The organism is Curvibacter microcysteis (genome assembly GCF_028649455.1).
GTDB classification, from domain to species: Bacteria; Pseudomonadota; Gammaproteobacteria; order Burkholderiales; family Burkholderiaceae_C; genus Curvibacter; species Curvibacter microcysteis.
This window is the reverse complement of record NZ_JAQSIO010000004.1, coordinates 21,131-45,402: the sequence shown is the minus strand read 5'-3', so window position 1 is coordinate 45,402 and position 24,272 is coordinate 21,131. Positions and strand designations below refer to the sequence as shown.

Annotated in this window: 19 protein-coding genes; 7 read left to right on the top strand and 12 right to left on the bottom strand. The window is 65.2% G+C overall.

What is annotated here, in order from left to right; all coding sequences use genetic code 11:
• The first annotated feature begins 113 nt into the window (after positions 1-113).
• On the top strand, positions 114-614 hold the full coding sequence (locus tag PSQ39_RS11805) for a hypothetical protein (RefSeq protein WP_273926999.1): 501 nt from the start codon (positions 114-116) through the stop codon (positions 612-614).
• 53 nt (positions 615-667) lie between these two features.
• On the opposite strand, the gene PSQ39_RS11800 is transcribed toward PSQ39_RS11805, so the two are convergent.
• Positions 668-1,090, bottom strand: a complete 423-nt coding sequence (locus tag PSQ39_RS11800) for a hypothetical protein (RefSeq protein WP_273926998.1) — start codon at positions 1,088-1,090, stop codon at positions 668-670.
• A 1,275-nt stretch (positions 1,091-2,365) separates the two neighbouring features.
• On the opposite strand from PSQ39_RS11800, the gene PSQ39_RS11795 reads away from it, so the two are divergent.
• Positions 2,366-3,199 (top strand): alpha/beta fold hydrolase, encoded by an 834-nt coding sequence (locus PSQ39_RS11795; RefSeq protein WP_273926997.1) that lies wholly within the window; start codon positions 2,366-2,368, stop codon positions 3,197-3,199.
• Positions 3,196-6,828, top strand: a complete 3,633-nt coding sequence (locus PSQ39_RS11790; RefSeq protein ID WP_273926996.1) for a PAS domain S-box protein — start codon at positions 3,196-3,198, stop codon at positions 6,826-6,828. Before PSQ39_RS11795 ends, PSQ39_RS11790 begins: the two co-directional genes overlap by 4 nt.
• A gap of 45 nt (positions 6,829-6,873) precedes the next feature.
• Here PSQ39_RS11790 and PSQ39_RS11785 read toward each other — a convergent pair whose 3' ends face one another.
• The 8 genes from PSQ39_RS11785 to cho form a co-directional block, all read right to left on the bottom strand.
• Entirely contained in the window at positions 6,874-7,767 is an 894-nt protein-coding gene (locus tag PSQ39_RS11785; protein WP_273926995.1) for an amino acid ABC transporter substrate-binding protein, read from the bottom strand.
• 156 nt (positions 7,768-7,923) lie between these two features.
• Positions 7,924-8,637 (bottom strand): two-component system response regulator KdpE, encoded by a 714-nt coding sequence (gene kdpE / locus PSQ39_RS11780; RefSeq protein WP_273926994.1) that lies wholly within the window; start codon positions 8,635-8,637, stop codon positions 7,924-7,926.
• 33 nt (positions 8,638-8,670) lie between these two features.
• On the bottom strand, positions 8,671-11,394 hold the full coding sequence (locus PSQ39_RS11775; protein WP_273926993.1) for a DUF4118 domain-containing protein: 2,724 nt from the start codon (positions 11,392-11,394) through the stop codon (positions 8,671-8,673).
• Positions 11,395-11,543: 149 nt separating this feature from the next.
• Complete coding sequence (kdpC, locus tag PSQ39_RS11770) at positions 11,544-12,128, bottom strand: potassium-transporting ATPase subunit KdpC (protein WP_273926992.1); 585 nt, start codon at positions 12,126-12,128, stop codon at positions 11,544-11,546.
• A 37-nt stretch (positions 12,129-12,165) separates the two neighbouring features.
• Entirely contained in the window at positions 12,166-14,256 is a 2,091-nt protein-coding gene (gene kdpB, locus PSQ39_RS11765; protein ID WP_273926991.1) for a potassium-transporting ATPase subunit KdpB, read from the bottom strand.
• A 27-nt stretch (positions 14,257-14,283) separates the two neighbouring features.
• Positions 14,284-16,083 (bottom strand): potassium-transporting ATPase subunit KdpA, encoded by a 1,800-nt coding sequence (gene kdpA / locus PSQ39_RS11760; RefSeq protein ID WP_273926990.1) that lies wholly within the window; start codon positions 16,081-16,083, stop codon positions 14,284-14,286.
• A 6-nt stretch (positions 16,084-16,089) separates the two neighbouring features.
• A complete protein-coding gene (kdpF, locus tag PSQ39_RS11755) occupies positions 16,090-16,188 on the bottom strand; it encodes a K(+)-transporting ATPase subunit F (protein WP_273926988.1) in 99 nt (32 codons plus the stop codon).
• Positions 16,189-16,465: 277 nt separating this feature from the next.
• Complete coding sequence (gene cho, locus PSQ39_RS11750) at positions 16,466-17,380, bottom strand: excinuclease Cho (RefSeq protein ID WP_273926987.1); 915 nt, start codon at positions 17,378-17,380, stop codon at positions 16,466-16,468.
• Between the two features lie 293 nt (positions 17,381-17,673).
• Here cho and PSQ39_RS11745 point away from each other — a divergent pair, with 293 nt between their 5' ends.
• The 3 genes from PSQ39_RS11745 (at position 17,674) to PSQ39_RS11735 (ending at position 19,420) form a co-directional block, all read left to right on the top strand.
• Positions 17,674-18,294: a DUF6806 family protein gene (locus tag PSQ39_RS11745; protein WP_273926986.1), complete on the top strand. Its 621-nt coding sequence runs from the start codon at positions 17,674-17,676 to the stop codon at positions 18,292-18,294.
• 61 nt (positions 18,295-18,355) lie between these two features.
• Positions 18,356-18,895: a YgjP-like metallopeptidase domain-containing protein gene (locus tag PSQ39_RS11740; protein WP_273926985.1), complete on the top strand. Its 540-nt coding sequence runs from the start codon at positions 18,356-18,358 to the stop codon at positions 18,893-18,895.
• A gap of 216 nt (positions 18,896-19,111) precedes the next feature.
• Entirely contained in the window at positions 19,112-19,420 is a 309-nt protein-coding gene (locus tag PSQ39_RS11735) for a high-potential iron-sulfur protein (protein ID WP_273926984.1), read from the top strand.
• A gap of 20 nt (positions 19,421-19,440) precedes the next feature.
• On the opposite strand, the gene murI is transcribed toward PSQ39_RS11735, so the two are convergent.
• Together murI and PSQ39_RS11725 are read right to left on the bottom strand one after the other, a co-directional pair.
• Positions 19,441-20,343, bottom strand: coding sequence for a glutamate racemase (gene murI, locus PSQ39_RS11730; RefSeq protein ID WP_273926983.1), 903 nt, complete (start codon positions 20,341-20,343; stop codon positions 19,441-19,443).
• 140 nt (positions 20,344-20,483) lie between these two features.
• Positions 20,484-22,034, bottom strand: a complete 1,551-nt coding sequence (locus tag PSQ39_RS11725) for a fumarate hydratase (RefSeq protein WP_273926982.1) — start codon at positions 22,032-22,034, stop codon at positions 20,484-20,486.
• 142 nt (positions 22,035-22,176) lie between these two features.
• On the opposite strand from PSQ39_RS11725, the gene fumC reads away from it, so the two are divergent.
• Positions 22,177-23,565 carry a class II fumarate hydratase gene (gene fumC, locus PSQ39_RS11720; protein WP_273926981.1) on the top strand — a complete coding sequence of 463 codons (1,389 nt, stop codon included), beginning with the start codon at positions 22,177-22,179 and terminating at the stop codon, positions 23,563-23,565.
• A 45-nt stretch (positions 23,566-23,610) separates the two neighbouring features.
• Here fumC and PSQ39_RS11715 read toward each other — a convergent pair whose 3' ends face one another.
• A complete protein-coding gene (locus PSQ39_RS11715) occupies positions 23,611-24,213 on the bottom strand; it encodes a YqhA family protein (protein WP_273926980.1) in 603 nt (200 codons plus the stop codon).
• Positions 24,214-24,272: the final 59 nt, after the last annotated feature.

Here is a 24,272-nt window from a genome sequence, read left to right as displayed (position 1 = left end):
ACCTCGGCTCGGTAGGTGCGGTATTCAGGTTGAACGCCACCCTTCGCTCCCAGCAAGCCCGGCGACGGGCTTTTTTTGTGTCGAATTCATGCCACCTGCAGAGAATCTGCGGCATGAAAACGACATTCTTCCCCACCCCGGGTTACATACCGCTGCCACTGCGTCCATTCCCCAAGTTGCTTTTTGACAGTGCTGTCGACGAGCTTCCAAGTGTGCTTCAGGCCAACTGGCGACCAGGTGGCTTTACTGCGACGGAGGCCGCACTGTTTGGAGCAGTTGCGCTGTACCGGATACTGACGGCGCCGATTGATTACGGCGAGAAGCTTGCTTTAATGAAGCGCCTCCGCATGGCATCGCCGACGGCCTTTAAAGTGCCGCCAATTCATGGATTTATCTTCACCCCCTTTTGCATGGCAAGCGGCGAGCGGGTTTTTGCAGCCTGGGAGACAGAGGACCATGTTCTGGTGCGGGTGCGCGAAAGCATGTTCCTCCGCCTGAGTGACCTGGCCAGGTACAACGTGGCGGGCGACATCGAGGTGCTACTGCGAAGCTTGGACGTGGCAAAGGTGGGAGTACATTGGTTGGAGCAGGTTTATCTGCCTGGAAGCAACTAACCAGGCACCACCCGCGATCAAATACCCTAAACCGGTCAATCGACCAGCTTAGGTCACTCCTCGATTACGTAGATCGCCATGCCACTGGCTTGTTTGCCGGTTCTGTGGGACGAACTCCCCCAGGCCATGGCTGCGCCTTTGCGCCCCAATGGCTGGGCGACGGCAATGCCTGACGATCCCAGGGCTAGATCACCCACGTTGTCCAGCAAGATCCCGTTGGCGCCCACCTTGGCAGCCTCTGTCTTGAGCTTGGCGATGGAGATGTTCATCAGTTCCTGCTTGGCCATGAAGTCGTGCGCAGCGTCGGCGGAGACCAGGGCAACATCTTCATACTTGGCTGGCGGTTTGGTGTAGAGCTTCACCCGTTCTGGAGTTGTTGCAGGCCGTACCTGGCCAACGACAACGGATGTTTCATTCGTGATCGCGCACCCTGCAAGCATGACGACCGACAGCATGCATACCAACGCCTTTTTCATGGCATTCCTCCCTGTTGTTGATACCTTCATTATGGGTAATGCCGTGAGATGAGCTGACAGAAACCGCCGAGGCTCTTGCTCTAGGTTGGTCTTGCTTGAACCCTGCTTCCGTCGTGCCACTTCTGGAGCAGCCACACGTACAGAGCATTCAGGTCGTCGGGCAACATTTCGGTAGAACATCAGCCCCAGCCCCAGCCCCAGCCCCAGCCCCAGCCCCAGCCCCAGCCCCAGCCCGAGCCCGAGCCCCAGGCCCAGGCCCAGGCCTGTCCGGGGTCACTGCGTGCCCGGCAAGTGCCGGCTGTCCTCTCCCCAGGCTAAGGCTGGTGTATGGGTGCTGCGCTACGGTATCTTGGCTGCCAGACTATGGAGCATGTTTTGGGCCTTGCCCCATGCCAGGGCTGCACGCCGCTTCGTGAGGAGGGTCTGTCCTGTCCCCAATACCGGTCCGAGGTGTTTGACAGACGGATGCTGTGCCGCCCGGGTGGCCCTGACGGCAGTTCTGATGCTGGGTGTGCGCAAGTAGCTGGAGGCTCTAGCCATCTCGCTAGGCCGCATGCCCTCGCGACGTGGTGGCGAACCCTGCGCCGAGCCGAAGGTAGCGCCCCTGGCTTTGCTCGAAGTGCCCCTGCGCGCGTGGTGCCCGAGTACATGGATCGGATCGCCCTGGCTGTGTGCTCACGTGATCTGGGTCTAACGCTGACTCCTGGGCTGGCCGTGCGTGCGCCAGGGAAGGGGCTGGGCAGTTCTGGCGCTCGCGGCCTACCGACTTGGGGCTGTCAGGTCTACCTGGCAAATTCGCGTGATGGGGGACCATCGACACTCGCTATCGACGCTGCTCAGTGATGTGCGGGTGCAACAGACGCATTTCCTATTTTTACGGTACTTTTTACGGCACTTTTCTTTCATAAAAATCAGGAACCTATATTTCATGAGGCTTTCCGGTCTATTTACGATTCCGGTTCCGGCACCATTTGATCGCCTCAGGCGGTCGCCAAACCCCTCAAAACCCGCATGGCTGTTGGCTCTGCGGGTTTTTTTCTTGGGCGCTTGTTGTGCGGAAATCCGGCACTCCAGCACCCTCCGGTTGACCCTGCGCTGTGCAGCCTTTGCGGCTCGATCAAGCTCACGCTGTGACTTGAGTGCGCCTCGAAGTCTGATGACTATCCCTGACGGAGGGGCATCAGATTCGCCATTATGATCAATGTCAAGAAACTACTTGGCCGCCGTTTGTGAGCGGCAGGGTCGTTTGGGTCACCCCTTCACCGCAGAACAACGATGAGCATTTTGAAGCGCAATAACGTCAAGGTCCTGGGTGAAACAGGGCCGGTCTTGCTTTACGCACACGGCTTTGGTTGTCACCAGGACATGTGGGCTCAGGTCACGCCGGCCTTTGCCGCAAGCCACCGCCAGGTGCTTTTTGACTATGTGGGCAGCGGTCGATCGGACTTGGCTGCATTTGACCCCCAACGCTATGCCGACTTGAAGGGCTACGCCCAAGATGTTCTGGAGGTGTGTGACGCGCTGGGCCTGAGCTCTGGCGTGACCTTCGTCGGTCACTCGGTCAGTTGCAGCATTGGGTTGTTGGCCTCCATTGCGCGTCCAAGCTTGTTTGACCGCCTGGTGTTGCTGGGGCCCTCACCTTGCTTTTTGAACGATCCGCCGGCCTACCACGGCGGCTTTGAACGCGAAGACCTGGAGGGTTTGCTGACCCTGATGGACCAGAACTACATGGGCTGGGCACAGTACCTTGCGCCCGTGGCGGCCGGCCCCTCGGGGGAAGGCGAGGTCGCGAACCAACTGACCGACAGTTTCTGCTCCACCGATCCGGCGGTGGCGCGGGTCTTTGCCCGAGCCACTTTTTTTGCTGACAACCGGGCTGACCTGCCCAAGGTGACGCGACCCAGCTTGCTGCTGCAGCATCGTCAGGACAACCTGGCGCCGCTGGCGGTGGGGGAGTACCTGCATGCCGCGCTGCCGCTCAGCAAGCTTCAGGTGTTGGACGTGGCCGGGCATTGCGCTCATCTCAGCGATCCGGCCTTGGTGGTCGAGGCTATGCGGGACTATTTCCGGCTTGAGTCTTCGGGCCTTGGCGCTCCAGCCATCGCATGAACTGGCTGGACTCGGTGGACCATTTACCGTGCTCGGTGCTTTTCACCGACGCCTTTGGCCACATTCTGGCGGCCAATGCAGAGTTGGGGGCGCAGGTGGGGGGCTCCGCGGCAGATTGGGTGGGCCGATCGCTGGAGGCCCTGTTGCCGTCGCCCAGTCGCATTTTTTTGCAGACCCATGTGTGGCCCACCCTGCTGCGCAAGGGGCGCATTGATGAAGTCCATCTGCAGCTTCTGGGCCTCGATGGAAAACGAGTGCCGGTGCTGCTCAACAGCCGGTGGACCGAGCACGAGGGGCAGAAGGCTTACTGCTGGTGCTTTTTCGGGGTGCACCACCGGCATCGTTTTGAAGCCGAGTTGGTGGAGCAGCGCAACCTGGCTGAAACCGCCAACCAGGCCCTGAGGGAGAGTCAGCGTTTCATCAAAGGGATCACCGATGCCATCCCGGGCATGGTGGCGTATTGGGACCAGGATCTGCGCTGTCGTTTTGCCAACCAGGCTTATCTGCAGTGGTTCAACCGAACGCCCGAGGCCCTCATCGGCACCACCCTTCAGGACTTGCTGGGCGAGCGGGTGTTCGCTCTGAACCTGCCTTACATCCAGGGCGTGATGGCGGGGCGGGAGCAGCAATTTGAGCGCGAGCTGACCAAGGCTGACGGCAGCCAAGGTCACACCTGGGCCCACTATGTGCCCGACACCACCGACGGCCAGGTGCGTGGATTTTTTGTCAACATCACCGACGTCACCGCGCTCAAGTCCACTCAACTGGCGTTGGCTCAAGCCCAGCGATTGGGGCAGATTGGCAGCTGGAGTTGGCAGGCCGAGGGCAACCACACCTTCTGGTCGGACCAGATGTACAGGATGCTGGGCTGTGATCCTGACCTGCCCCCACCCACCTTCGCCGAGCAGGCCAGGTTCCTGGAGGCGGCTGATTACACCCAGCTGCGTGCACGGGTTGACCTCGCGCTTGGCAGCGGCACTCCTTATGCGATCGAGTTGCGCTACCGGCGCCCTGATGGCCAGCCAGGTTGGCTGGAGGCCCGGGGTGAAGCCCTGCACGATGCGTCGGGGGCGGTCAGTGGTTTGCGCGGCACGATTCAGGACATCACGCAGCAACGGGAGCAGAAGCAGGCCCTCGAACTGGCCCAGGAGCGGCTGCGCACGATGTACGAAACCACGCCCGCGATGATGCATTCAATCGACGTGCAGGGCCGCCTGTTGCACGTCAGTGATGCCTGGCTGGCTGGACTGGGCTACGAGCGCCATGAGGTGATTGGACGCCTGTCCTCTGATTTCCTGACGGAAGAGTCCCGTCGACGCGCTCGGGAAGAGGTGCTTCCGAATTTCTTTGCCAGTGGGCACTGCGAAGCGGTGCCCTACCAGATGATCACCCGCCAAGGGCAGGTGATCGACGTGCTGCTCTCCGCCATCCTGGAGCGTGATGCGCAAGGCCAACCGATACGCAGCTTGTCGGTGACCGAGGATGTCACCCTGCGCCGCCAGGCCGAACGGGAATTGGCCCGCGAGCACGCGCGCATGCGCAACCTCATCGACGGCACGAATGCCGGCACCTGGGAGTGGAACGTCCAGACCGGCGAGGTGATCGTGAACCCGCGTTGGGCCGCCATCCTGGGCTGGACGCTGGCCGATCTGGGGCAGGTGACCAATCAGTTCCGGGTGGACATTGCCCACCCAGAGGAGTTACAGCACACCCAAGAACTGCTGCGCGAGCACTTTGCTGGCCGCACGGAGGCCTATGTGGCCGAGCTTCGTCTGCGTCACCGCGATGGCCACTGGGTCTGGGTTGAAGACCGTGGTCGACTCATCACCCGCACCCCTGAAGGTCGACCTGAATGGGTCTATGGGATCCACATCGATATCACTGAACGCAAGCAGCGAGACGAGGCCCTGCTGCGCCTGAGCAGCGAGCTGGCACAACAGCATGAGTTGATGCGCGTGACCCTGCAGTCCATTGGTGACGCAGTGATCACCACCGATGCGCAGGGTTTGATCAGTTGGCTCAACCCCGTGGCCGAGCGCATGACGGGGTGGTTGTCCGCCGACGCGCTGGGCCGGCCTTTGCCTCAGGTGTTCCACATCGTCAACGACGAAACCCGGGAACTGGCGCCTGACCCGGTCGCCGCCTGCATTGCCATGGGCAAGATGGTGGGTTTGGCCGATCAGACCGTGTTGATTGCGCGCGACGGTTCGGAATACGGCATCCAAGACTCGGCTGCGCCCATCCTCAGCCCGCAGGGGCAGATGCTGGGCGTGGTGTTGGTGTTCCATGACGTGAGCGAGCAGCGCCGCCTCAGTGGCGAAATGACTTACCGGGCCACCCACGATCCGCTCACTGGCCTGATCAACCGCGGCGAGTTTGAGTTGCGTTTGTCGCGCACCCTGCGCAACGCTCAAGAGAACGACAGTCAGCACGCACTGCTTTACATCGACCTGGACCAGTTCAAGCTCGTCAATGACGCCTGCGGCCACGCCATTGGCGATCAGTTGCTGATGCAGGTGGGCAAGTTGCTGGGTGACTCCATCCGGACGCGGGACACCCTGGCACGCCTGGGCGGCGACGAGTTCGCCATCATCTTGGAACATTGCTCCGTGGAGCAGGCCCAGCGCATCGCCCAGAAGATCTGCGACCGCATGGAGGACTTTCGCTTCGTGCATGAGGAGCAGCGTTTTCGCATTGGCACCAGCATTGGCTTGGTGCCCGTGGACAAGCGCTGGGTCAGCAGCGCTGGCTTGCAGCAAGCGGCGGACACCTCTTGCTATGCCGCCAAAGAGGCCGGGCGCAACCGGGTGCATGTCTGGTTTGACACGGACGCGGCCATGCGGGCGCGCCACCATGAAATCCAGTGGACGTCGCGCATCGAACGGGCCTTGGACCACCAGGGCTTTGAGTTGTTTGCCCAGCGCATCCAGGCGCTGAAGTCCAATTCCAGGGGCATCCATGCTGAGGTCTTGCTGCGGCTGCGCAATGACGACGGCTCCTTGGTCCAGCCGGGGGCTTTTTTGCCGGCTGCCGAGCGCTTTCACCTGGCCTCGAGGGTGGACCGCTGGGTCTTGCGCCATGCGATCGACTGGCTGCGAGGCTTGCCAGACCCGAGCCTGATCGAGAGCTTGAGCGTGAACCTGTCGGGGCAATCCGTGGGGGACCGAGCTTTTCACGCCTGGGCTGGCGACTTGCTGGCCTCTGCAGGCGAGCGGATCCGCAGGCAGTTGTGCCTCGAGATCACCGAGACGGCCGCCGTCACCAACCTGGCTGACGCGGCGGTGTTCATTGAGCAGGTGCGCAAAACCGGGGTGCAGGTGGCGCTGGATGACTTTGGGGCTGGGGCCTCATCGTTTGGCTACCTCAAGGCCCTGCCGGTGGATTGCCTGAAGATCGATGGTCAGTTCATCCGCAACCTGGTCAGCGATGCGTTGGACGATGCCGCCGTGCGCTGTTTTGCCGACGTGGCCCGTTTGCTGGGCTTGAAAGTGGTGGCCGAGTTTGTGGACAACGCCGACGTGCTGGAGCGCCTGCGTGTGATTGGGGTGGACTATGCCCAAGGCTACTTGCTGCACCGGCCCGAACCCATTGAGGCCTTGGTGGCAACGAGCCGGTGTCCCGTGGCTTGAAGGGCGCGGTGATGGCCCGCCTCGGAGCGGGACTGACGCCCGACTTTAAAACGGCACCTGGTCCGTGGGGTACTTCCAGAAATCGCGCAGCAGGTAACTCATGGGCAGGCTCAGCGCCACATTGGCTGGAGGGATGGGGCGCAGGAACCAGCGCTCGTAAAGGGGGTAGATGTCGCGGCTGGTGATCAGGCGCTTCATTTCCTCGTCCACCAGTTGCTTCAGCGCGGTGTCGCCCTTGGGCAGCATGATGGCCAAGGGTTCGGTGGTCAGGTAGCGGCCCACCACCTTGAAGTCCGCCGGGGAGGGGCTGCTGGCAATCAGGCCGTACAACAGCACATCGTCCATCACAAAGGCCTCTGCCGTGCCCTCTGCCACTTGCTTCAAGGCCTGCTGGTGGTCGTTGGCCTCGATGATTTTCAGGTTCACCAAATGCTGGCGGTTGAGTTGGTCGATCACCTTGAGCGGCGTGGTGCCCCGGGTCGACACCACGTTTTTGCCTGCCAATTCCTCCAAGCGGGTGACCTGGCTGTTGGCACGCACCAGCATGCGCGCACCGGTGATGAAGTGGGGCACCGTGAAGGCCACTTTCTCGCGACGCTCGGCGTTGTTGGTGGTGGAGCCGCACTCCAGATCGGCGCGACCTTGTTCGATGACCGCCAGGCGGTCGCTGGCTTTGACCGGCAGGTAGTCAATCACCATGTCACGCGCACCGGTCTTTTTGCGGATCACCTCGGCCAGGCGCAGGCACAGGTCCATGGCGTAGCCCACCGGCCGCCCCTGGGCATCCAGGTAAGAGAAGGGGATTGAAGATTCGCGGTGGGCCAGCACCAGGTGCCCTCCCGACTTGATGCGGTCCAGCACACCTTGCGCTTGGACAGAGAGTGCGCTGCAGGCCAACAACAAAGCAGCGCCCAGACCGGGCAGGGAGAGTCGGAACATGGTGATGATGGGCGGAGTTAAAAACGCCCAGCCTGTGTCGATATTGGCATTTATATCAAAAATTTCATTTGATTCCGCCGGGCATGGGCGACCTCAACGCAAGTCCTGTGCCTTCCCACCTGCGCGTGGCGCGCGCTCCGGGGCCGTGCCAGCCCTTCAGGCCTCGACCTGAAGCCGGTAGCCCACGGCGGTTTCGGTGAGCAGGTGGCGCGGTTGGGCGGGGTCCTGTTCGAGCTTCTGACGCAGGTGGCCCATGTAGATGCGCAGGTAGTGGTTTTGCTCTGCATGGCTGGCACCCCAGACTTCGCGCAGCAGTTGGCGGTGCGTCAGCACGCGCCCGGCGTGGCCGATCAGCACGGTCAGCAAGCGGTATTCGATGGGCGTCAGGTGCACTCTTTGCCCTTCGCGGCGCACCAGGCGCGCCACCCGGTCGACCTCCACCGGGCCAAAGCGAAACACGGGGTCTTGCCCTTCACCGCTGGGGCCGCCCTCGGCCACCGCGGTGCGCGGACGCCGCAGGTTGGCTCGCACCCGGGCCATCAGTTCGCCCACGCCGAAGGGCTTGCCCAGGTAATCGTCGGCCCCGGCGTCCAGCGCGGCGATCTTGTCGGCTTCATCGCTGCGCGCGGACAGCACCACGATGGGCACTTGGCTCCAGGTGCGCACATCGCGGATCAAGTCCAGCCCATCACCGTCGGGCAAGCCCAGGTCCAGCACGATCAGGTCGGGCTTGCGGGTGCCGGCCTCGGTCAACCCCCGTTTCACGCCTTCGGCTTCATGGACCAGCCAGCCCTCGGCTTCCAGGGCGACGCGCACAAAGCGGCGGATTTGGGGTTCGTCTTCAATGAGGATGGCAACGGGGGCGGACATGGCAGGGCGCAAGCTGAGGGGGATTGCCGGGCCTCATTCGCCCAGGTCCAGGGTGGGTGGAGCGCGGCGCGGGAGACGCAAGGTGAATTCTGCACCCTGTGCGGGCGGGGGCACGTTCTGGGCGCTGATTTGCCCCCGGTGTGCTTCGACAATCGCGCGCGCAATCGCCAGGCCCAGCCCCATGCCGGGCGTGGCGGACTCGCGCTCGCCTCGGGTGAAGGTGTCAAACAGTTCGTGCTCGCGCCCGCGCAGCGCGGCTGGCAAGCCTGGGCCCTGGTCACGCACCCGGAGCCACCATTCGGCTTCGGTGACGCCCGAGTCGATCTCGATGGGGGGTTGCCCATACTTGGCGGCGTTCTCCAGCAGGTTCACCAGCACGCGCTCGATCAAGGTCGCGTCGAACTCAACCAGAGGCAATGCGGGCTCGAGCCGCACCAGAACGGGGCGCATCCCGAGGGCGGGTCGGGCCTGGCGGATGGCGCCGCCCACCACCTCTTCCACCGACTGCCAGTCGCTGCGCAGGTTCACCGCGCCGCTTTGCAGGCGCGCCATGTCCAGCAGGTTGCTGACCAGGGTGTGCAGTTGGCGGGCCTCTTCGGTCATCGCCTGGGCCAGCCGGTCTTGCTCTGGCGACAGTGCCGGGCGGGTGTTGCGCAAGGCGTCGGCCAGCCCGATCAAGGCCGTCAGCGGCGTTCGCACATCGTGGGAAATGGCGGCCAGCAGCGCCGCGCGCAGGCTCTCCGACTCCATTTGCACCACCGCCTGCTGGGCCACCTCCACGTAGTGAACCCGCTCCTGAGCGATGGCGATCTGGCGCGCCAGGGTGTCGAGCTGCTGGACCTGCTCCGGGATCAGCAAGCCGCGGGCCTGGGCCGGCCGCAGGGCCAGCACGCCACGCACCCGCATGGGCGCCTTCAGCGGCAGGTAGTGCCAAGGGTTGGCCGACAGGGTGTGGGTGGCCAGACCCGCCGCTTGGCCGTTGCGAAAGGCCCAGTCGGCCACGGTGAGGTCGAAGTCCGGTGGCGTGGGGACCGGGGCGTGCAGGCGGTCTTCGGCATCGCTGAGCAGGATTCGCACTTCGCCACCAAAGCTGGCGCGCACCGCGGCTTCGCCCATCTCGGCCACTTGTTGGCTCTGCAGCGCCGAAGACAGGTCCCGGGTCAGCTCGAACAGCGAGCGCGCCCGGCGTTCGCGCCCGGCCATGATGCGGGCCTGGAACCGCAAGCCGGCCGTCAGTTGTCCGGTGAGCAGGCCCACCGCCAGCATCACGGCAAAGGTCAGCAGGTACTGCACATCGCTGACCGCAAACGAAAAGCGCGGCGGCACAAAAAAGTAGTCGAAGGCGGCCACGTTCAGCACGGCCGACAGCGCTGCGGGGCCGCGCCCCAGCTTGACCGCGACGATCACCACCCCCAGCAGGAACAGCATCACGATGTTGGCCAGGTCGAACCAGCCCAGCAAGGGCGTGGCCAGCACCGCGGTCAGCACCGACACGGCGGTGGCGATGCCGTAACGCAGCCAACGCTTGCGTGGCCTGTGCGGCGCTTCGTCTTCCAACGTGGGGCCCAGGGCCGGGGGCAGGCGGCGTGAGGCGGGCGGCTGGCCCACTTCCACCAAGTCCAGCGCCGGCGCGGCGTGAGCCAGCTGCTGGGCCAGCCGAGGCCGCCACCAGCGGCGGCCAAAAAACACCGCGCTGGGGCGGGCCCGCCCCAGTACCAGGGTGGCGCAGTTGTGCTGGCGGGCCAGGCGCAGCAGTTCGGTGGCGATGTCGTCACCGGTCAAGACGGATGGGACGGCGCCCATTTCCTCGGCCAGTTGGAGCACCGCCAGGATGCGGTCGCGCTTGCTCGAGGGCAGGCGTTGCAGGCGCGGAGTCTCGACGTAGGCCACCCGCCAGCGCGCATTGAGTTGACCGGCCAGGCGCGCGGCGGCGCGCACGGTGTGCTCCGCGCCTTCATGCTCGCCCACCCCGACCAGCAGGGCGCCCGAGGTGTTCCACACCGGCGCCGGGCCCTGGGCCTGCGCCACGCGGTACAGGTGCACATCGTCCTCGACCCGTTCGGCGGTGCGCCGCAGGGCGATTTCGCGCAGCGCCACCAGGTTGCCTTTGCGGAAAAAGTGCTGTGCCGCCCGCTCGGCTTGCTGGGGGCGGTAGACCTTGCCGGCCTTCAGGCGGGCCAGCAGCTCGTCGGGGCTGACGTCGATCAGGATGATTTCATCGGCCCGGTCCAGCAAGGTGTCGGGCACGGTTTCATGCACCCGCACCCCGGTGATGGCGCCCACCGTGCCGTTGAGGCTTTCGAGGTGCTGGACGTTGAGCGCAGTCCAGACCTCGATGCCTGCCTCCAGCAACTCGACCACGTCCTGCCAGCGCTTGGGGTGGCGGCTGCCTTCCACATTGCTGTGGGCCAGTTCATCCACCAGCAACACCTCAGGCTGGCGTGCCAGGGCCGCGTCCAGGTCCAACTCGTGCAGCGTGCGACCCCGGTACGGCAGCGCCTTGAGCGGCAGCTGGGGCAGGCCGGCTTGCAGCGCGGCGGTGTCGGGGCGGCCGTGGGTCTCGATCACGCCCAGCAGCAGTTCCCGCCCGGCCGCGAGTTCGCGCTGGGCCGCGCTGAGCATGGCGCAGGTCTTGCCGACGCCCGCGCTGGCGCCAAAGTACAGGCGCAGTCGCCCCCGCTTGGCGCGCGCTTGATCGTCGCGCAGCTGATTCAGCAGGTGGTCTGGGTCGGGTCGACCGTCGTGGGGGGGCGGCACAAGATGGCTTTCGGATCGGTGGGGAATTATGGTGCCCGCTCGCTCAGAAACCAGGCCCAAGCCAGGGGCAGGGCCAGCACAGCCAGCGCGCACAGGGCCAGGCCCAATTCAGTCCACATGGCCATCGGCTCCTCCTCTCTTGTCTGGGGTCAGCGAAGGGCATCCAAGGCCAGGTTCAGGGTCAGCACATTGACTTGGGATTCCCCCAGCAGGCCACCCAGGGGGCGCTCGGTGTGTTGTTCGATCAGCTGTTGCACGCGGGCCGGGTCCAGCTGGCGCAGACGGGCCACGCGGGGCCGTTGGTAGGCGGCGGCAGCAGGGCTGATGTGTGGGTCCAGGCCACTGGCCGAGGCGGTCACCAGGTCCACCGGGACGGGGGCGGTTTGGCCGGGGTCGGCGGCGCGCAGGGCGGCGATGCGGGCTTGCACCGCATCGCTCAGGGCAGGGTTCAGTGGGCCTTGGTTGGCACCGCTGGAGGCCGCGGCGTTGTAGGCCATCGGACCGGTGGCCGAGGGGCGGCCCCAGAAGTGAGCGGGGTCTGAGAAGCTCTGGCCGATCAGGCGTGAGCCGACGGTTTGCCCCTCGCGCTGGATCAGGCTGCCATGGGCCTGTGTTGGGAACAGGGCTTGCCCCAGGCCGGTGACGGCCAGCGGGTAGAGCAGGCCGGTGATCACGCTCAGACCGACAAAAAACACCAGCGCCGGGCGCACGAGGGGGAGGTGGGGGATGGACATGACATTGTTCCTTGTGCAGTGCAAATCAGGGGCGGGCTCAGGCCAGGTGCAGGGCCACCAACAGCAGGTCAATCAGCTTGATGCCGGCAAAGGGCACGATCAGCCCGCCCAGGCCGTAAATCAGCAGGTTGCGGCGCAGCAGGGCCGCGGCGCCAATCGCGCGGTAGCGCACGCCCTTGAGCGCCAGGGGAATCAGGAACACGATGACCAGGGCGTTGAAGATCACGGCCGACAAAATCGCCGAGCTGGGGCTGGCCAGCGCCATGATGTTCAGCGCCTCCAGCTGCGGGTAAGTCACCACGAAGATGGCCGGGATGATGGCGAAGAACTTGGCCACGTCATTGGCGATCGAGAAGGTGGTCAGCGAGCCCCGGGTCATCAGCAAGGCTTTGCCGGTTTCCACCACCTCCAGCAGCTTGGTGGGGTTGGAGTCCAGGTCCACCATGTTGGCGGCTTCCTTGGCCGCTTGGGTGCCGGAGTTCATGGCGACGGCCACGTCGGCCTGGGCCAGGGCGGGCGCGTCGTTGGTGCCGTCGCCCGTCATGGCCACCAGCCGGCCTTCTTGCTGGTACTGGCGAATCAGGGCCAGCTTGGCCTCCGGCGTGGCCTCGGCCAGAAAGTCGTCCACCCCGGCTTCGGCGGCGATGGCGGCGGCCGTCAGCGGGTTGTCGCCGGTGATCATCACGGTCTTGATGCCCATGCGGCGCAGGGCGCCAAAACGCTCCTTGATGCCTGTTTTGACGATGTCCTTGAGTTCCACCACGCCCAGGGCCAGGGGCCCGTCGGCCACCACCAGGGGGGTGCTGCCACGGCGTGCAACATCGTCGGCCGCGCGCAGCAGCTCGGCAGGCATGTGCCCCCCCAAGGCCTCGACATGGCGGTGCACCGCGTCCACGGCGCCCTTGCGCAGCCGCCGCACCTGGCCGGCTTCGCTGAGGTCCACACCACTCATGCGGGTCTGGGCGGTGAAGGGGACGGTCACGGCTTGGGCCATGCTGTCGGCCAGGCGCTCGCGCGCCACCGGGGTCAGGCGCAGACCCGCCAGGGCAACGATGCTGCGGCCCTCGGGGGTTTCATCGGCCTGGGACGCCAGCCAGGCGACCTGCGCGAGCTGCGCCTCGGTCTGACCATGGGCCGGCAGCAAGGTGGTGGCCTGGCGGTTGCCGTGGGTGATGGTGCCGGTTTTGTCGAGCATCAGCACGTCGACATCACCGGCGGCCTCCACGGCGCGGCCTGAGGTCGCAATCACATTGGCTTGCATCATGCGGCTCATGCCGGCCACGCCGATGGCGCTGAGCAGGCCACCGATGGTGGTGGGGATCAGGCACACCAGCAGCGCCACCAGGGCCGTCATGGTCACGGGGCTGCCGCTTTGGGCGGCCTGGACGCTGAACAGCGAGTAGGGCAGCAGGGTGACCGTGACCACCAGGAACACGATGGTCAGGGCGGCCAGCAGGATGTTGAGCGCGATCTCATTGGGCGTCTTCTGGCGCTTGGCGCCTTCGACCATGCGGATCATGCGGTCGATGAAGCTCTCGCCGGGATTGACCCCGATGCGCAGCACCAACCAGTCCGACAGCACCCGCGTGCCGCCAGTGACGGCGGAGAAGTCGCCCCCTGACTCGCGGATCACCGGTGCCGACTCGCCGGTGATGGCGGACTCGTCCACCGAGGCCACCCCTTCGATGACCTCGCCATCCAGGGGCACCATGTCACCGGCCTCGACCAGCACCACATCGCCCCGGCGCAGCCGGGAGGACTCCTGTGGCAACCAGGGGCTGCCGTGGTGGGGTTGTTGCAGCTTCTTGGCCCAGCCCGCTTTTTGGATGCTGCGCAGGGAGGCCGCCTGGGCTTTGCTGCGGCCCTCGGCCAGGGCTTCCGCGAAGTTGGCAAACAGCACGGTGAACCACAGCCACACGGCCACGCTGAAGATGAACAGGGGCGGGGCCTCGCCATGGCCGTGCAGCGCATGCAGGCCCAGCAGTGTGGTGAAGATGCTGCCCACATACACGACAAACATCACCGGGTTGCGCCATTGCACGCGCGGGTTGAGTTTGGCGAAAGCCTGGCCGATGGCGGGCTTGACCAGGGTGGGGTCGAAGAGTGCAAAACCAGTGGATTGACTCATGATGGTGACTTTCTTGTGGGGGCTGGATCAATGCGTGGGGAAGAGCATGAAATGCTCGACCACCGGGCCCAGGGCCAGCACGGGGACGTAGTTGAGCAAGCCCACCAGCAGCACGGTGCCGATCAGGAGCACGACGAACAGGGGGCCATGGGTGGGCAGGGTGCCGGCGCTGACTGGCAGGCGCTGCTTGCGGGCCAGGGCGCCGGCCAGGGCCAGCACGGGCACGATCACGCCAAAGCGGCCCAGCCACATCACCCAACCCAGGCTCAGGTTGTAGAACGGGGTGTTGGCCGACAGGCCCGCGAAGGCGCTGCCGTTGTTGTTGGCCGCCGAGCTGAAGGCATACAGGATTTCGCTGAAGCCATGGGCGCCCGGGTTGGCCACCCCAGCCCGACCGGCCTCGGTCAGCACCGCCACCGCGGTGCCCGCCAGCACCAGCAGCGGGGTGACCAGGATGGCGATGGAGCCCATCTTCATCTCATAGGCTTCGATTTTCTTGCCCAGGTACTCGGGGGTGCGACCGATCATCAAGCCCGCGATGAACACCGCCAGCACGGCAAACACCAGCATGCCGTACAAGCCTGTGCCCACGCCGCCAAACACCACCTCACCCAGTTGCATCATGACCAGGGGGACCAGCCCGCCCAGCGGGGTCAGCGAGTCGTGCATGGTGTTCACCGCGCCGCAGGAGGCGGCGGTGGTGATCACGGTGAACAAGCTGCTGGCGTTGATGCCAAAGCGGGTCTCCTTGCCCTCCATGTTGCCGCCGGCTTGCTGGGCGCTGGCCAGCTGATCGGCTCCCAGGGCGCTGAGCTGCGGGTTGCCGGCCTGCTCGGCTGGGGTGATCACCAGCACCGCCGCGACAAACATCACGGTCATGGCGGCCAGCACGGCCCAGCCTTGGCGGCGGTCGCCCACCGCTTGCCCGAAGGCAAAGCACAGCGCCGCAGGGATCAGGAAGATGGCGAGCATTTGCAGCAGGTTGCTCAAGGCCGTCGGGTTTTCAAACGGGTGGGCCGAGTTGGCGTTGAAAAAGCCGCCCCCATTGGTGCCCAGCATCTTGATGGCCTCCTGCGAGGCCACCGGGCCCATGGGCAGCACCTGGGTGGCCGTGCTGAGCGACTCTTGCACCGGCTGGCCTTGGGCGTCGAGCACCGCCTGGCCTTCGGCATTCAGTTGGGGCTGGGTGTAGCTTTGTGGCTCCACGGTTGGCACGGTCTGGTAGGGGCTGAAGTTCTGGATCACCCCTTGGCCGACCAGTGCCAGGGCCAGCAGCAGCGACAGCGGCAGCAGCAGCCAGACCGTGGCGCGGGTCAGGTCCAGCCAAAAATTGCCAATCGACGCCACCGAGCGCGCGGCAAAGCCCCGGATCAGCGCGAACACCACGGCGATGCCGGTGGCCGCCGAGACAAAGTTTTGCACCGTCAGAGCCAGCATCTGGGTCAGGTAGCTCATCGTGGACTCGCCCGAATAGCCCTGCCAGTTGGTGTTGGTGACAAAGGACACCGCCGTGTTGAAGGCCGAGTCCGGAGTGACCGCGCCCAAACCCTGGGGGTTCAGCGGCAGCCAGGCCTGGCTGCGTTGCAGTGCGTACACCGCCAACACCCCCAGGAGGTTGAACGCCAGCAGGGCGTAGGTGTATTGGGTCCAGCGCATGGGGGCGGCGCTGCCCGCTCCGGCGAGCCGGAACCAGGCAGCCTCGGTTTGCAGCATCCAGCGCGGCAGGCGACCTGCGCACAGGGCGGCCAGGTAGGTCCCCAACGGCCAGGCCAGGGCCAGCACCAAGACCAGGAACAGGGCCAGCAGGCCCCAGGCAGAAGAGCTCATGGGCATTCAGAACTCCTCGGCGCGAATCAGCGCGTAAACCAGGTAGGCGAGCAGGCCGCAAGCGATCAAGCCGCCCAGGCTGTAGAGCCATTGAGCCGCCATCATGATTGGCCCCCGTGGGGGGTTTCCAGGGCCTGCAACCCCCGGGTCAGGGCGGCCATCAGGCCGGCCAGCAGGGCCGCCAGGGCGAGCCAAGCGATGTCCATGTTCACGCTCCATTTCGCAAAAAACGATGCTTGAAGCGTAGGTTTTCAGGCGTAAAAAGCGGGTTGAATTGCGGCCTGAGCCCGTATAAAAACCGTAAAAATCGGTCCTTTGGACGGCCATGTCGGGCCGTGCTTGGATCGGCCCCTGGCCTACATCACCACGTCTGTGCGTGGGCTCAGAGGCTGGCTCGGGGGCGGCGGCGGGGCTTGGGGGCCGACGCGGCGCCAGGGGACAGCAGGGGCAACAACTCAGCCCGGCCTTCCATCAGCGGGCGCACCAGGATCTGGTAGCCGTCGGCATCAAAGCCCACGGCCTGGTGGCTGAGGGCGGCGGCCTCGGCCAGCGTGCCGACGCTGCCCAGGTAGCACCAATGGTTGAGCACATGGATTTGCGTGAAGTCGCCATCGCGCTCGACCAGGCCCACCGCCCCCGGGTGCGGCCAGCACTGCACTTGCACCTGGCGCAGCGCTGACAGCAGGCGCGCGTCGTGCTCGGCCACGCTTTCGTCGCCGCGGCAGACCCCGGCGCATTGCCGCAGCGCGGCGCGAAAGCAGGCTTTGCCCGGCGGAAGCTTTTCCAGCCCCAGGTGCCCACAGCACAGGCGGTGTTGGTCGGCCACTTCACGCAGGCGCTCGATCGCGGCGTGCCGGCTGGCGTACAGGCCGTACAACTCGGGCGCGGTCGCAAAGTTCAGGTCTTTGGAATACACCAGCACCAGCCCATCCCCCTGGCGTTGCCAGGCGCACAGTTGCCGGTTGCGCCGCAGCTTTTGGTTGAACAGGGGCTGCTGGGTCTTGATCATCTGCGCTTCCAGCAACTGGGCCCCGATGTCGCCCGCGGTGCGGATGTGGCTGATGCGCCGGGTTTGCCGCAGCAGGCGGTCTTCGTCGGGGTTGCGCAGGTGGGACAAGACGCGCTGACGCAGGTTCACACTTTTGCCGATGTACAGCGGCAGGTTCTCTTGGTCCCCATGAAAGACATACACCCCGGGCGCCGCCGGCAGGTCCGCCACCGCCGCCTTCAGGTGGGCGGGGTATTGAAAGGCTTCGGCAGGGGCAAAGTCGGCGCGGCGTCGACGGGGGAGTTGCATGGGAAGAAAGAAGGGGGACACAAAGCGCCCACGGGGCTGCGCATGATGCACCAAGCCCAAAGAACCTGTGGTCTCGGCAGGCTTTGCGGGAGGGGCCTGACTGGCGGGAAGGCGATTAGCTCGCACGCCAGATCGGCGCTGCGTGGTGAACATGCGAAAATGCGGTCTTCACAAGCGGCCACGGCGTGCTGCTGTCGGGCTTCGGCCTGGCCAGGACGCCGTTATTCCGTCAGCTGGCTGCCGCTGCGGTGCGGGCTGAACGGATGGCCCTGGGGCTCAATTACCATCGGATCATGTCAAGTTACAACGCCCCTTTTGAAATCCATGTCCACGGACAGGTGGTGCTGCGCAGCGACGTTCTGTTTGAACAGCTGCAAGAAGCGCTCAAACCCCTTTGGCGTTACGCGGGCGCCCGTTCCCTGGCAGATGGCGCCACCAGCGTCTACGAAGAAGAGCCCGGCATCAAGTTCGAGCCCAAAGAGCACCTGCTTCAGATGTGCTGGACGGTGCGCGGCGATGAGGATTTTCGCCAGGTGCTCGACGAGATGTGCATGAACCTCAACGAACTCTCCGAGCTGGGGGCGGCCATTGAGGTCACCTTCTACGACGCCGAGTTCGATGAGGAAGAGGAAGACCGGGGGGCCGAGTCGCGCGACGACTTCGTGATGCTCTTCGTGGGCCCCAACCCGGCGGCCATCATGCAGGTGCAGCGTGACCTGCTCGTGCAGGACGTGGTCAACATGATGGAGCGCCACTTTGACGGCTCCGAACTGGGCGGTGTGGTGGCCGAGATCGACAAGCTGTTCTCGCAGCGTTTCGATGACCTGGTCAACTCGCTGGAGATCGGCCGGCCGCCTCGCGGTTCGGGGGGCTCGGGCCACGGTGGCGGTCGTCGGCCGCGCCACCTGCATTGAGCCCTCGGGTGCCGCGCGGGGCACTCGTGCCCTGCGTGCTCCCGGCGTGGGGAGCTTCGGCATGACGAACAGCCCGCCCAAGGCCCTCAAATACCTGGCGGCTTACCCGGAGACACTGCAGCAGCAAGCCCAGCGCCTGCTTGACTCAGGACGCCTGGCCAGCTGGTTGCTGGACAAATACCCCCAGGCCCATGGTCTGCGCACCGATGGCGCGCTGTACCGCCATGTGGAGGCTTTGCGCCAGGAGCACATGCGGCAGACGCCCCGTCTGGATCGGGTGCTGTTTGACAGCAAGATCCATGTGGTGCGCCATGCGCTGGGCCTGCACACCATGGTGTCGCGCGTGCAAGGCGGTCGCCTGAAAGCGCAGCACGAGATCCGCATCGGCGCCCTGTTCCGCGATGCGCCGCCCCCGTTCCTGAGCATGATCGTGGTGCACGAACTGGCCCACCTCAAAGAGCGCGATCACGACCGCGCCTTCTACCGTTTGTGCGAGCACCTGGAGCCCGATTACCACCGGCTCGAGCTGGATGTGCGCCTGTACCTGACTCATCTGGAGGCCGGTGGCGAGCGGTTGTGGGCGCCAGCAGCGAGCCCCTGAACCGGCACCGCGCGACCGATGGGGCCCGCCACAGACCCCAAGGGCTTGGCTGTGTGCGTCGGCGCAGTGCCCGCCAGGGCTGTTTGCTGGACTGATTGAGTCGGCCTTGCTTTGCCTCAAGGTGCGTTCTGGTGGGGCGCCGGACAATGGTTGCGCATCAGCCTGAAATGGTTGGCGCCATACCTATTCGAGTTCTCCCCCACCTGAGGTTTTTCCATGTCCAATCGCCGTGAATTCTTTGTCCAACTGAGCGTGGGCGCTGGTGTTGTGTTTGCCAGCGCTGGCGCCATGGCCAACGGCCCGATGGTCGCCGAGTCCGATGCCCAAGCCGGTGCGCTGGGTTACAAGGCTGACGCCAGCAAGGTCGACAAGACCAAGTTCCCCAAGTACGCCGCCGGCCAAAACTGCGCGGGCTGCGCGCTGTACCAAGGCAAGGCGTCGGACGCCGCCGGCGGTTGCCCGCTGTTCGCCGGCAAGCAAGTCGCCGGCAAGGGCTGGTGCAGCGCCTGGGCCAAGAAGGCCTGAGTGTTGCTGTGACGGTGGGTTCACCGGCTTGCGCCGGGACTCACCAGGGTCGGGCCGCGGTCGTGCAGGCCCTGGCCCCCGGGCCACCAGCGCTGAACAGCGGCGCTGAGTTGGCTGGGCTGGCCCGTGGTTTGCCACGTCACGCGGCCGGGGCTCTCCGGCGCGTGTCGCAACAGACCTGCCGCCTCCAGCAAGCGGCGCGTCTGCCGGGCCACTGGCGCTCCGGTGTCCAGCACGGCGACACCGGGCTTCAATCCTTTTTGAATTTCAGCCAGTACCAAGGGGTAGTGGGTGCAGCCCAACACCACGGTGTCGATGGCGGCGTTGCCTGAGTGGGCCGCCAAGTCCAGCGCCCCCAGGTACTGCTGGCACAAGTCCGCCACGCGGGCTTCATCGCCTTGTTCAATTGCATCGGCCAGGCCATCGCAGGGTTGGCAATGGATGTGGCGGCCGGGGGCCTGGCACTGTGCCAGCAACTGGGCAAATTTGGGGCTTTGCAGCGTGCCCTGCGTGGCCAGAACGGCCACCTGACCGCTGAGGCTGGCCTGCACGGCAGGCTTCAAGGCCGGCTCCAGGCCCACCAGGGGCAGCTCAGGCCACTGGCGGCGCAGGGCCGCAATCGCCGCAGCGGTGGCCGTGTTGCAGGCCACCACCACCGCCTTGGCGCCCTGGGCCACCAACTCGCGGGTGATGCGTTCGGAGCGTTCACGCACAAATGCGTCGCTGCGCTCGCCATAGGGGGCAAAGCCGCTGTCGGCCAGGTAAATGAAGTCTTCGCCCGGCAGGGCCTGGCGCAGCGCGCGCAACACGCTCAGGCCGCCAATGCCGCTGTCGAACACACCAATCGGTGCTTCGGCTCGGTGCGAGGGCAGGGCGGGTGCAGGGGCGGGATTCAGGGTGAGGGATGGATCTTGGTGAGGCATGCGCAGCGGGAACCCAGGCGAGCGTCGATTTTGCCACCCGCCAAAAGCAAAGCCCCCGACCTGCCGAAGCAGCTCGGGGGCCGATGCAGCCCTGCCTCAGCGCCGACGGGGCAGCGCGGGCAGGCTCAGTGAGCGCTCATTCAGGCGGCGCCGACGGTGATGCCCTTGAATTCGCCGGTGGCGATGCGCTTTTGCCATTCGGCCGGACCGGTGATGTGGGCGCTGGTGCCGCCGGCGTCCACGGCCACGGTCACGGGCATGTCGACCACGTCAAATTCGTAAATGGCTTCCATGCCCAGGTCGGCAAAGCCCACCACCTTGGCGGCCTTGATGGCCTTGGACACCAGGTAGGCGGCGCCGCCCACGGCCATCAGGTAAGCCGACTTGTGCTTCTTGATGGCTTCGATGGCGACCGGACCGCGCTCGGCCTTGCCCACCATGGCGATCAGGCCGGTCTGGGCCAGCATCATGTCCGTGAAGCCGTCCATGCGGGTGGCGGTGGTCGGGCCGGCAGGGCCCACGGCCTCGTCCTTGACTGGGTCCACCGGGCCGACGTAGTAGATCACGCGGTTGGTGAAGTCCACGGGCAGCTTCTCACCCTTGGCCAGCATGTCCTGGATGCGCTTGTGGGCGGCATCGCGGCCAGTCAGCATCTTGCCGTTGAGCAACAAGGTGTCGCCCGGCTTCCAGCTGGCCACTTCGGCCTGGGTCAGCGTGTCGAGGTTGACCTTCTTGCTCTTGTTGTAGTCGGGCGTCCAGTCCACGTTGGGCCACAGGTCCAGGCTCGGCGGGTCCAGGTAGACCGGGCCCGAGCCGTCCATGACGAAGTGGGCGTGGCGGGTGGCCGCGCAGTTGGGGATCATGGCCACGGGCTTGCTGGCCGCGTGGGTGGGGTACATCTTGATCTTGACGTCCAGCACGGTGGTCAAGCCGCCCAGGCCTTGGGCGCCAATGCCCAGGGCGTTGACCTTCTCGAACAGTTCCAGGCGCAGTTCTTCGGTCTGGGTCAGTGCGTCGCCCTTGGCGGCCTTGGCTTGCAGCTCGTACATGTCGAGGTCGTCCATCAGGCTTTCCTTGGCCATCAGCACGGCTTTTTCAGCGGTACCGCCAATGCCGATGCCCAGCATGCCCGGCGGGCACCAGCCAGCGCCCATGGTGGGCACGGTCTTGAGCACCCAGTCGACCACGCTGTCGCCGGGGTTGAGCATGACCATCTTGCTCTTGTTTTCGCTGCCGCCGCCCTTGGCGGCCACGGTCACTTCAACGGTGTTGCCGGGAACGATCTCGCTGAAGATCACGGCCGGGGTGTTGTCCTTGGTGTTCTTGCGGGCGAACTGCGGGTCGGCCACGACCGAGGCGCGCAGCGTGTTGTCAGGGTGGTTGTAGCCACGGCGCACGCCTTCGTTGATGGCGTCGTCCAGGCTGCCGGTGAAACCTTCCCAGCGCACGTCCATGCCCACTTTCAGGAACACGTTGACGATGCCGGTGTCCTGGCAGATCGGACGCTGACCGGTGGCGCTGAGCTTGCTGTTGGTCAGAATCTGAGCGATCGCGTCCTTGGCCGCCGGGCTTTGTTCACGCTCATAAGCGCGCGCCAGGTGGGCAATGTAGTCGGTCGGGTGGTAGTAGCTGATGTACTGCAGGGCCCCGGCGATGGAGTCGATGAGGTCGCTTTGTTTGATGGTGGTCATGGTGCTTCGTGGGCTGGAAGGAACAATGCTGGATCCGGTCGAGGGTGTCCTGGGTTGGCGAGCCGGAGGCTGGCCTGTCAGGGCTTGCCCGAATCCCGGGCACCCGTTATTTTGACAGGTTGAAACAAGCAAAGGTCGCTCCATGTCAAGTCGCACTGAACAAGACAGCTTTGGTCCCATCGAGGTGCCGGCCCAGCGGCTGTGGGGGGCCCAGACCCAGCGCTCCTTGCAGTTCTTTGATATTTCAGGGGAGCGCCAGCCGCGCGAGATCATTCGGGCCCTGGCCCAGATCAAGCGCGCCAGTGCCTATGTCAACCACCGCCTGGGCTTGCTGCCGGCGCCGCGTGCCATGGCCATCATTGCGGCCGCCGACGAGGTGATCGACGGGCAGCACGAGGCGGAGTTTCCGCTGGTGGTGTGGCAAACCGGCTCGGGCACCCAGACCAACATGAACGTCAACGAGGTGATTGCCAACCGGGCCAGCGAGCTGCTGGGCGGGCCGCGCGGGGCGGGGCGCCTGGTGCACCCCAATGATGATGTGAACCGCAGCCAGTCCTCCAATGACGTCTATCCCAGCGCCATGCATGTGGCGGCCCTCGACGCCATCACGCACCGCTTGCTGCCCGCGCTGCAGGCGCTGCAGGCCACGCTGAGCGACAAGGCCCATGCCTTTGCCGACATCGTGAAGATTGGCCGCACCCACTTGCAGGACGCCACGCCGCTGACCCTGGGGCAGGAGTTCTCAGGCTACGCCGCGCAGCTGGCCCATGCCGAGCGCCACCTGCGCGCGGCCTTGCCCCATGTGAGCGAATTGGCCCTGGGCGGCACGGCCGTGGGCACGGGCTTGAACGCCCCCGCAGGCTATGCCGAAGCGGTGGCGCAGGAGTTGGCCGCGCTGACTGGCCTGCCCCTGGTGACGGCGCCCAACAAGTTCGAGGCCTTGGCCAGCATGGATGGTTTGGTCCAGGCTCACGGGGCGCTGAAAACCCTGGCCGTCAGCTTGATGAAGATCGCCAATGACGTGCGCTGGCTGGCCAGCGGGCCGCGCAGCGGCCTGGGCGAACTCTCGATCCCCGAAAACGAACCGGGCTCGTCCATCATGCCGGGCAAGGTCAACCCCACGCAGTGCGAGGCCCTGACCATGGCAGCAGCCCAGGTGCTGGGCAATGACGTGGCCATTGGCGTGGGGGGGGCCAGCGGCAATTTTGAGTTGAATGTGTTCCGGCCGATGGCGGCCTACAACTTCATGCAGAGCGTGCGTTTGCTCGGCGACGGCATGCTGAGCTTTCGCCAGCATTGCGTGCTGGGCATTGAGCCCAACCGGGCCCGCATCGCGGACTTGCTGGAGCGCTCCCTGATGCTGGTGACTGCGCTCAATCCCCACATTGGCTATGACAAATCGGCGCAGATCGCCAAGAAAGCGCACCAGGAAGGCAGCAGCCTGCGGGAGGCTGCTTTGGCCCTGGGCTTTGTCACGGCCGAGCAGTTTGACGCCTGGGTGGTGCCTGCCGAGATGACCCACGGCGGCTGAAGCCCGACGCTGCTGGCGCCGGCGGCAGGGCCGCCGGCCCGTGGTTCAATGCTTGTCGTCGCTGCCGTGCGACATCAGACGGTCGGTCAGGGCGATGGCCAAGGCCGACAGCAAGAAGGTGATGTGGATGGCGGTTTGCGCGATCAGCACCCGGTCGGCGTAGTTGTCGGCGTTGATGAAGGTCTTGAGCAGGTGGATCGAGCTGATGCCGATGATGGCGGTGCTGAGCTTGACCTTGAGCACCGAAGCATTCACATGGCTGAGCCACTCGGGCTGGTCGGGGTGGCCTTCTAGGTTCATGCGGCTGACAAAGGTCTCGTAGCCCCCCACGATCACCATGATCAGCAGGTTGGAGATCATCACCACGTCAATCAGCGCCAGCACCACCAGCATGATGATGGTCTCGTTCAGCGAGGTGATGGCCACATTCGATTTGTAGCCAATGCTGGTGATCAGGGCATCCAGGGCGCTGGTGCTGCCGAAGGCCGCTTCCACCAGGTGCACCAGCTCCACCCAGAAGTGGAAGACATAAATGGCTTGGGCTGCGATCAGGCCCAGGTACAGCGGCAGCTGCAACCAACGGCTGGCAAAAATCAGCGCGGGCAAGGGGCGCAGGGCAGCAGGCTGTTTATTGCGGGGGACGGTCATGGTGGGGGCTGGGTTGTGATCAGGTATAAAAACAGCCCTGGATTCTAGGCAAGCTCTGT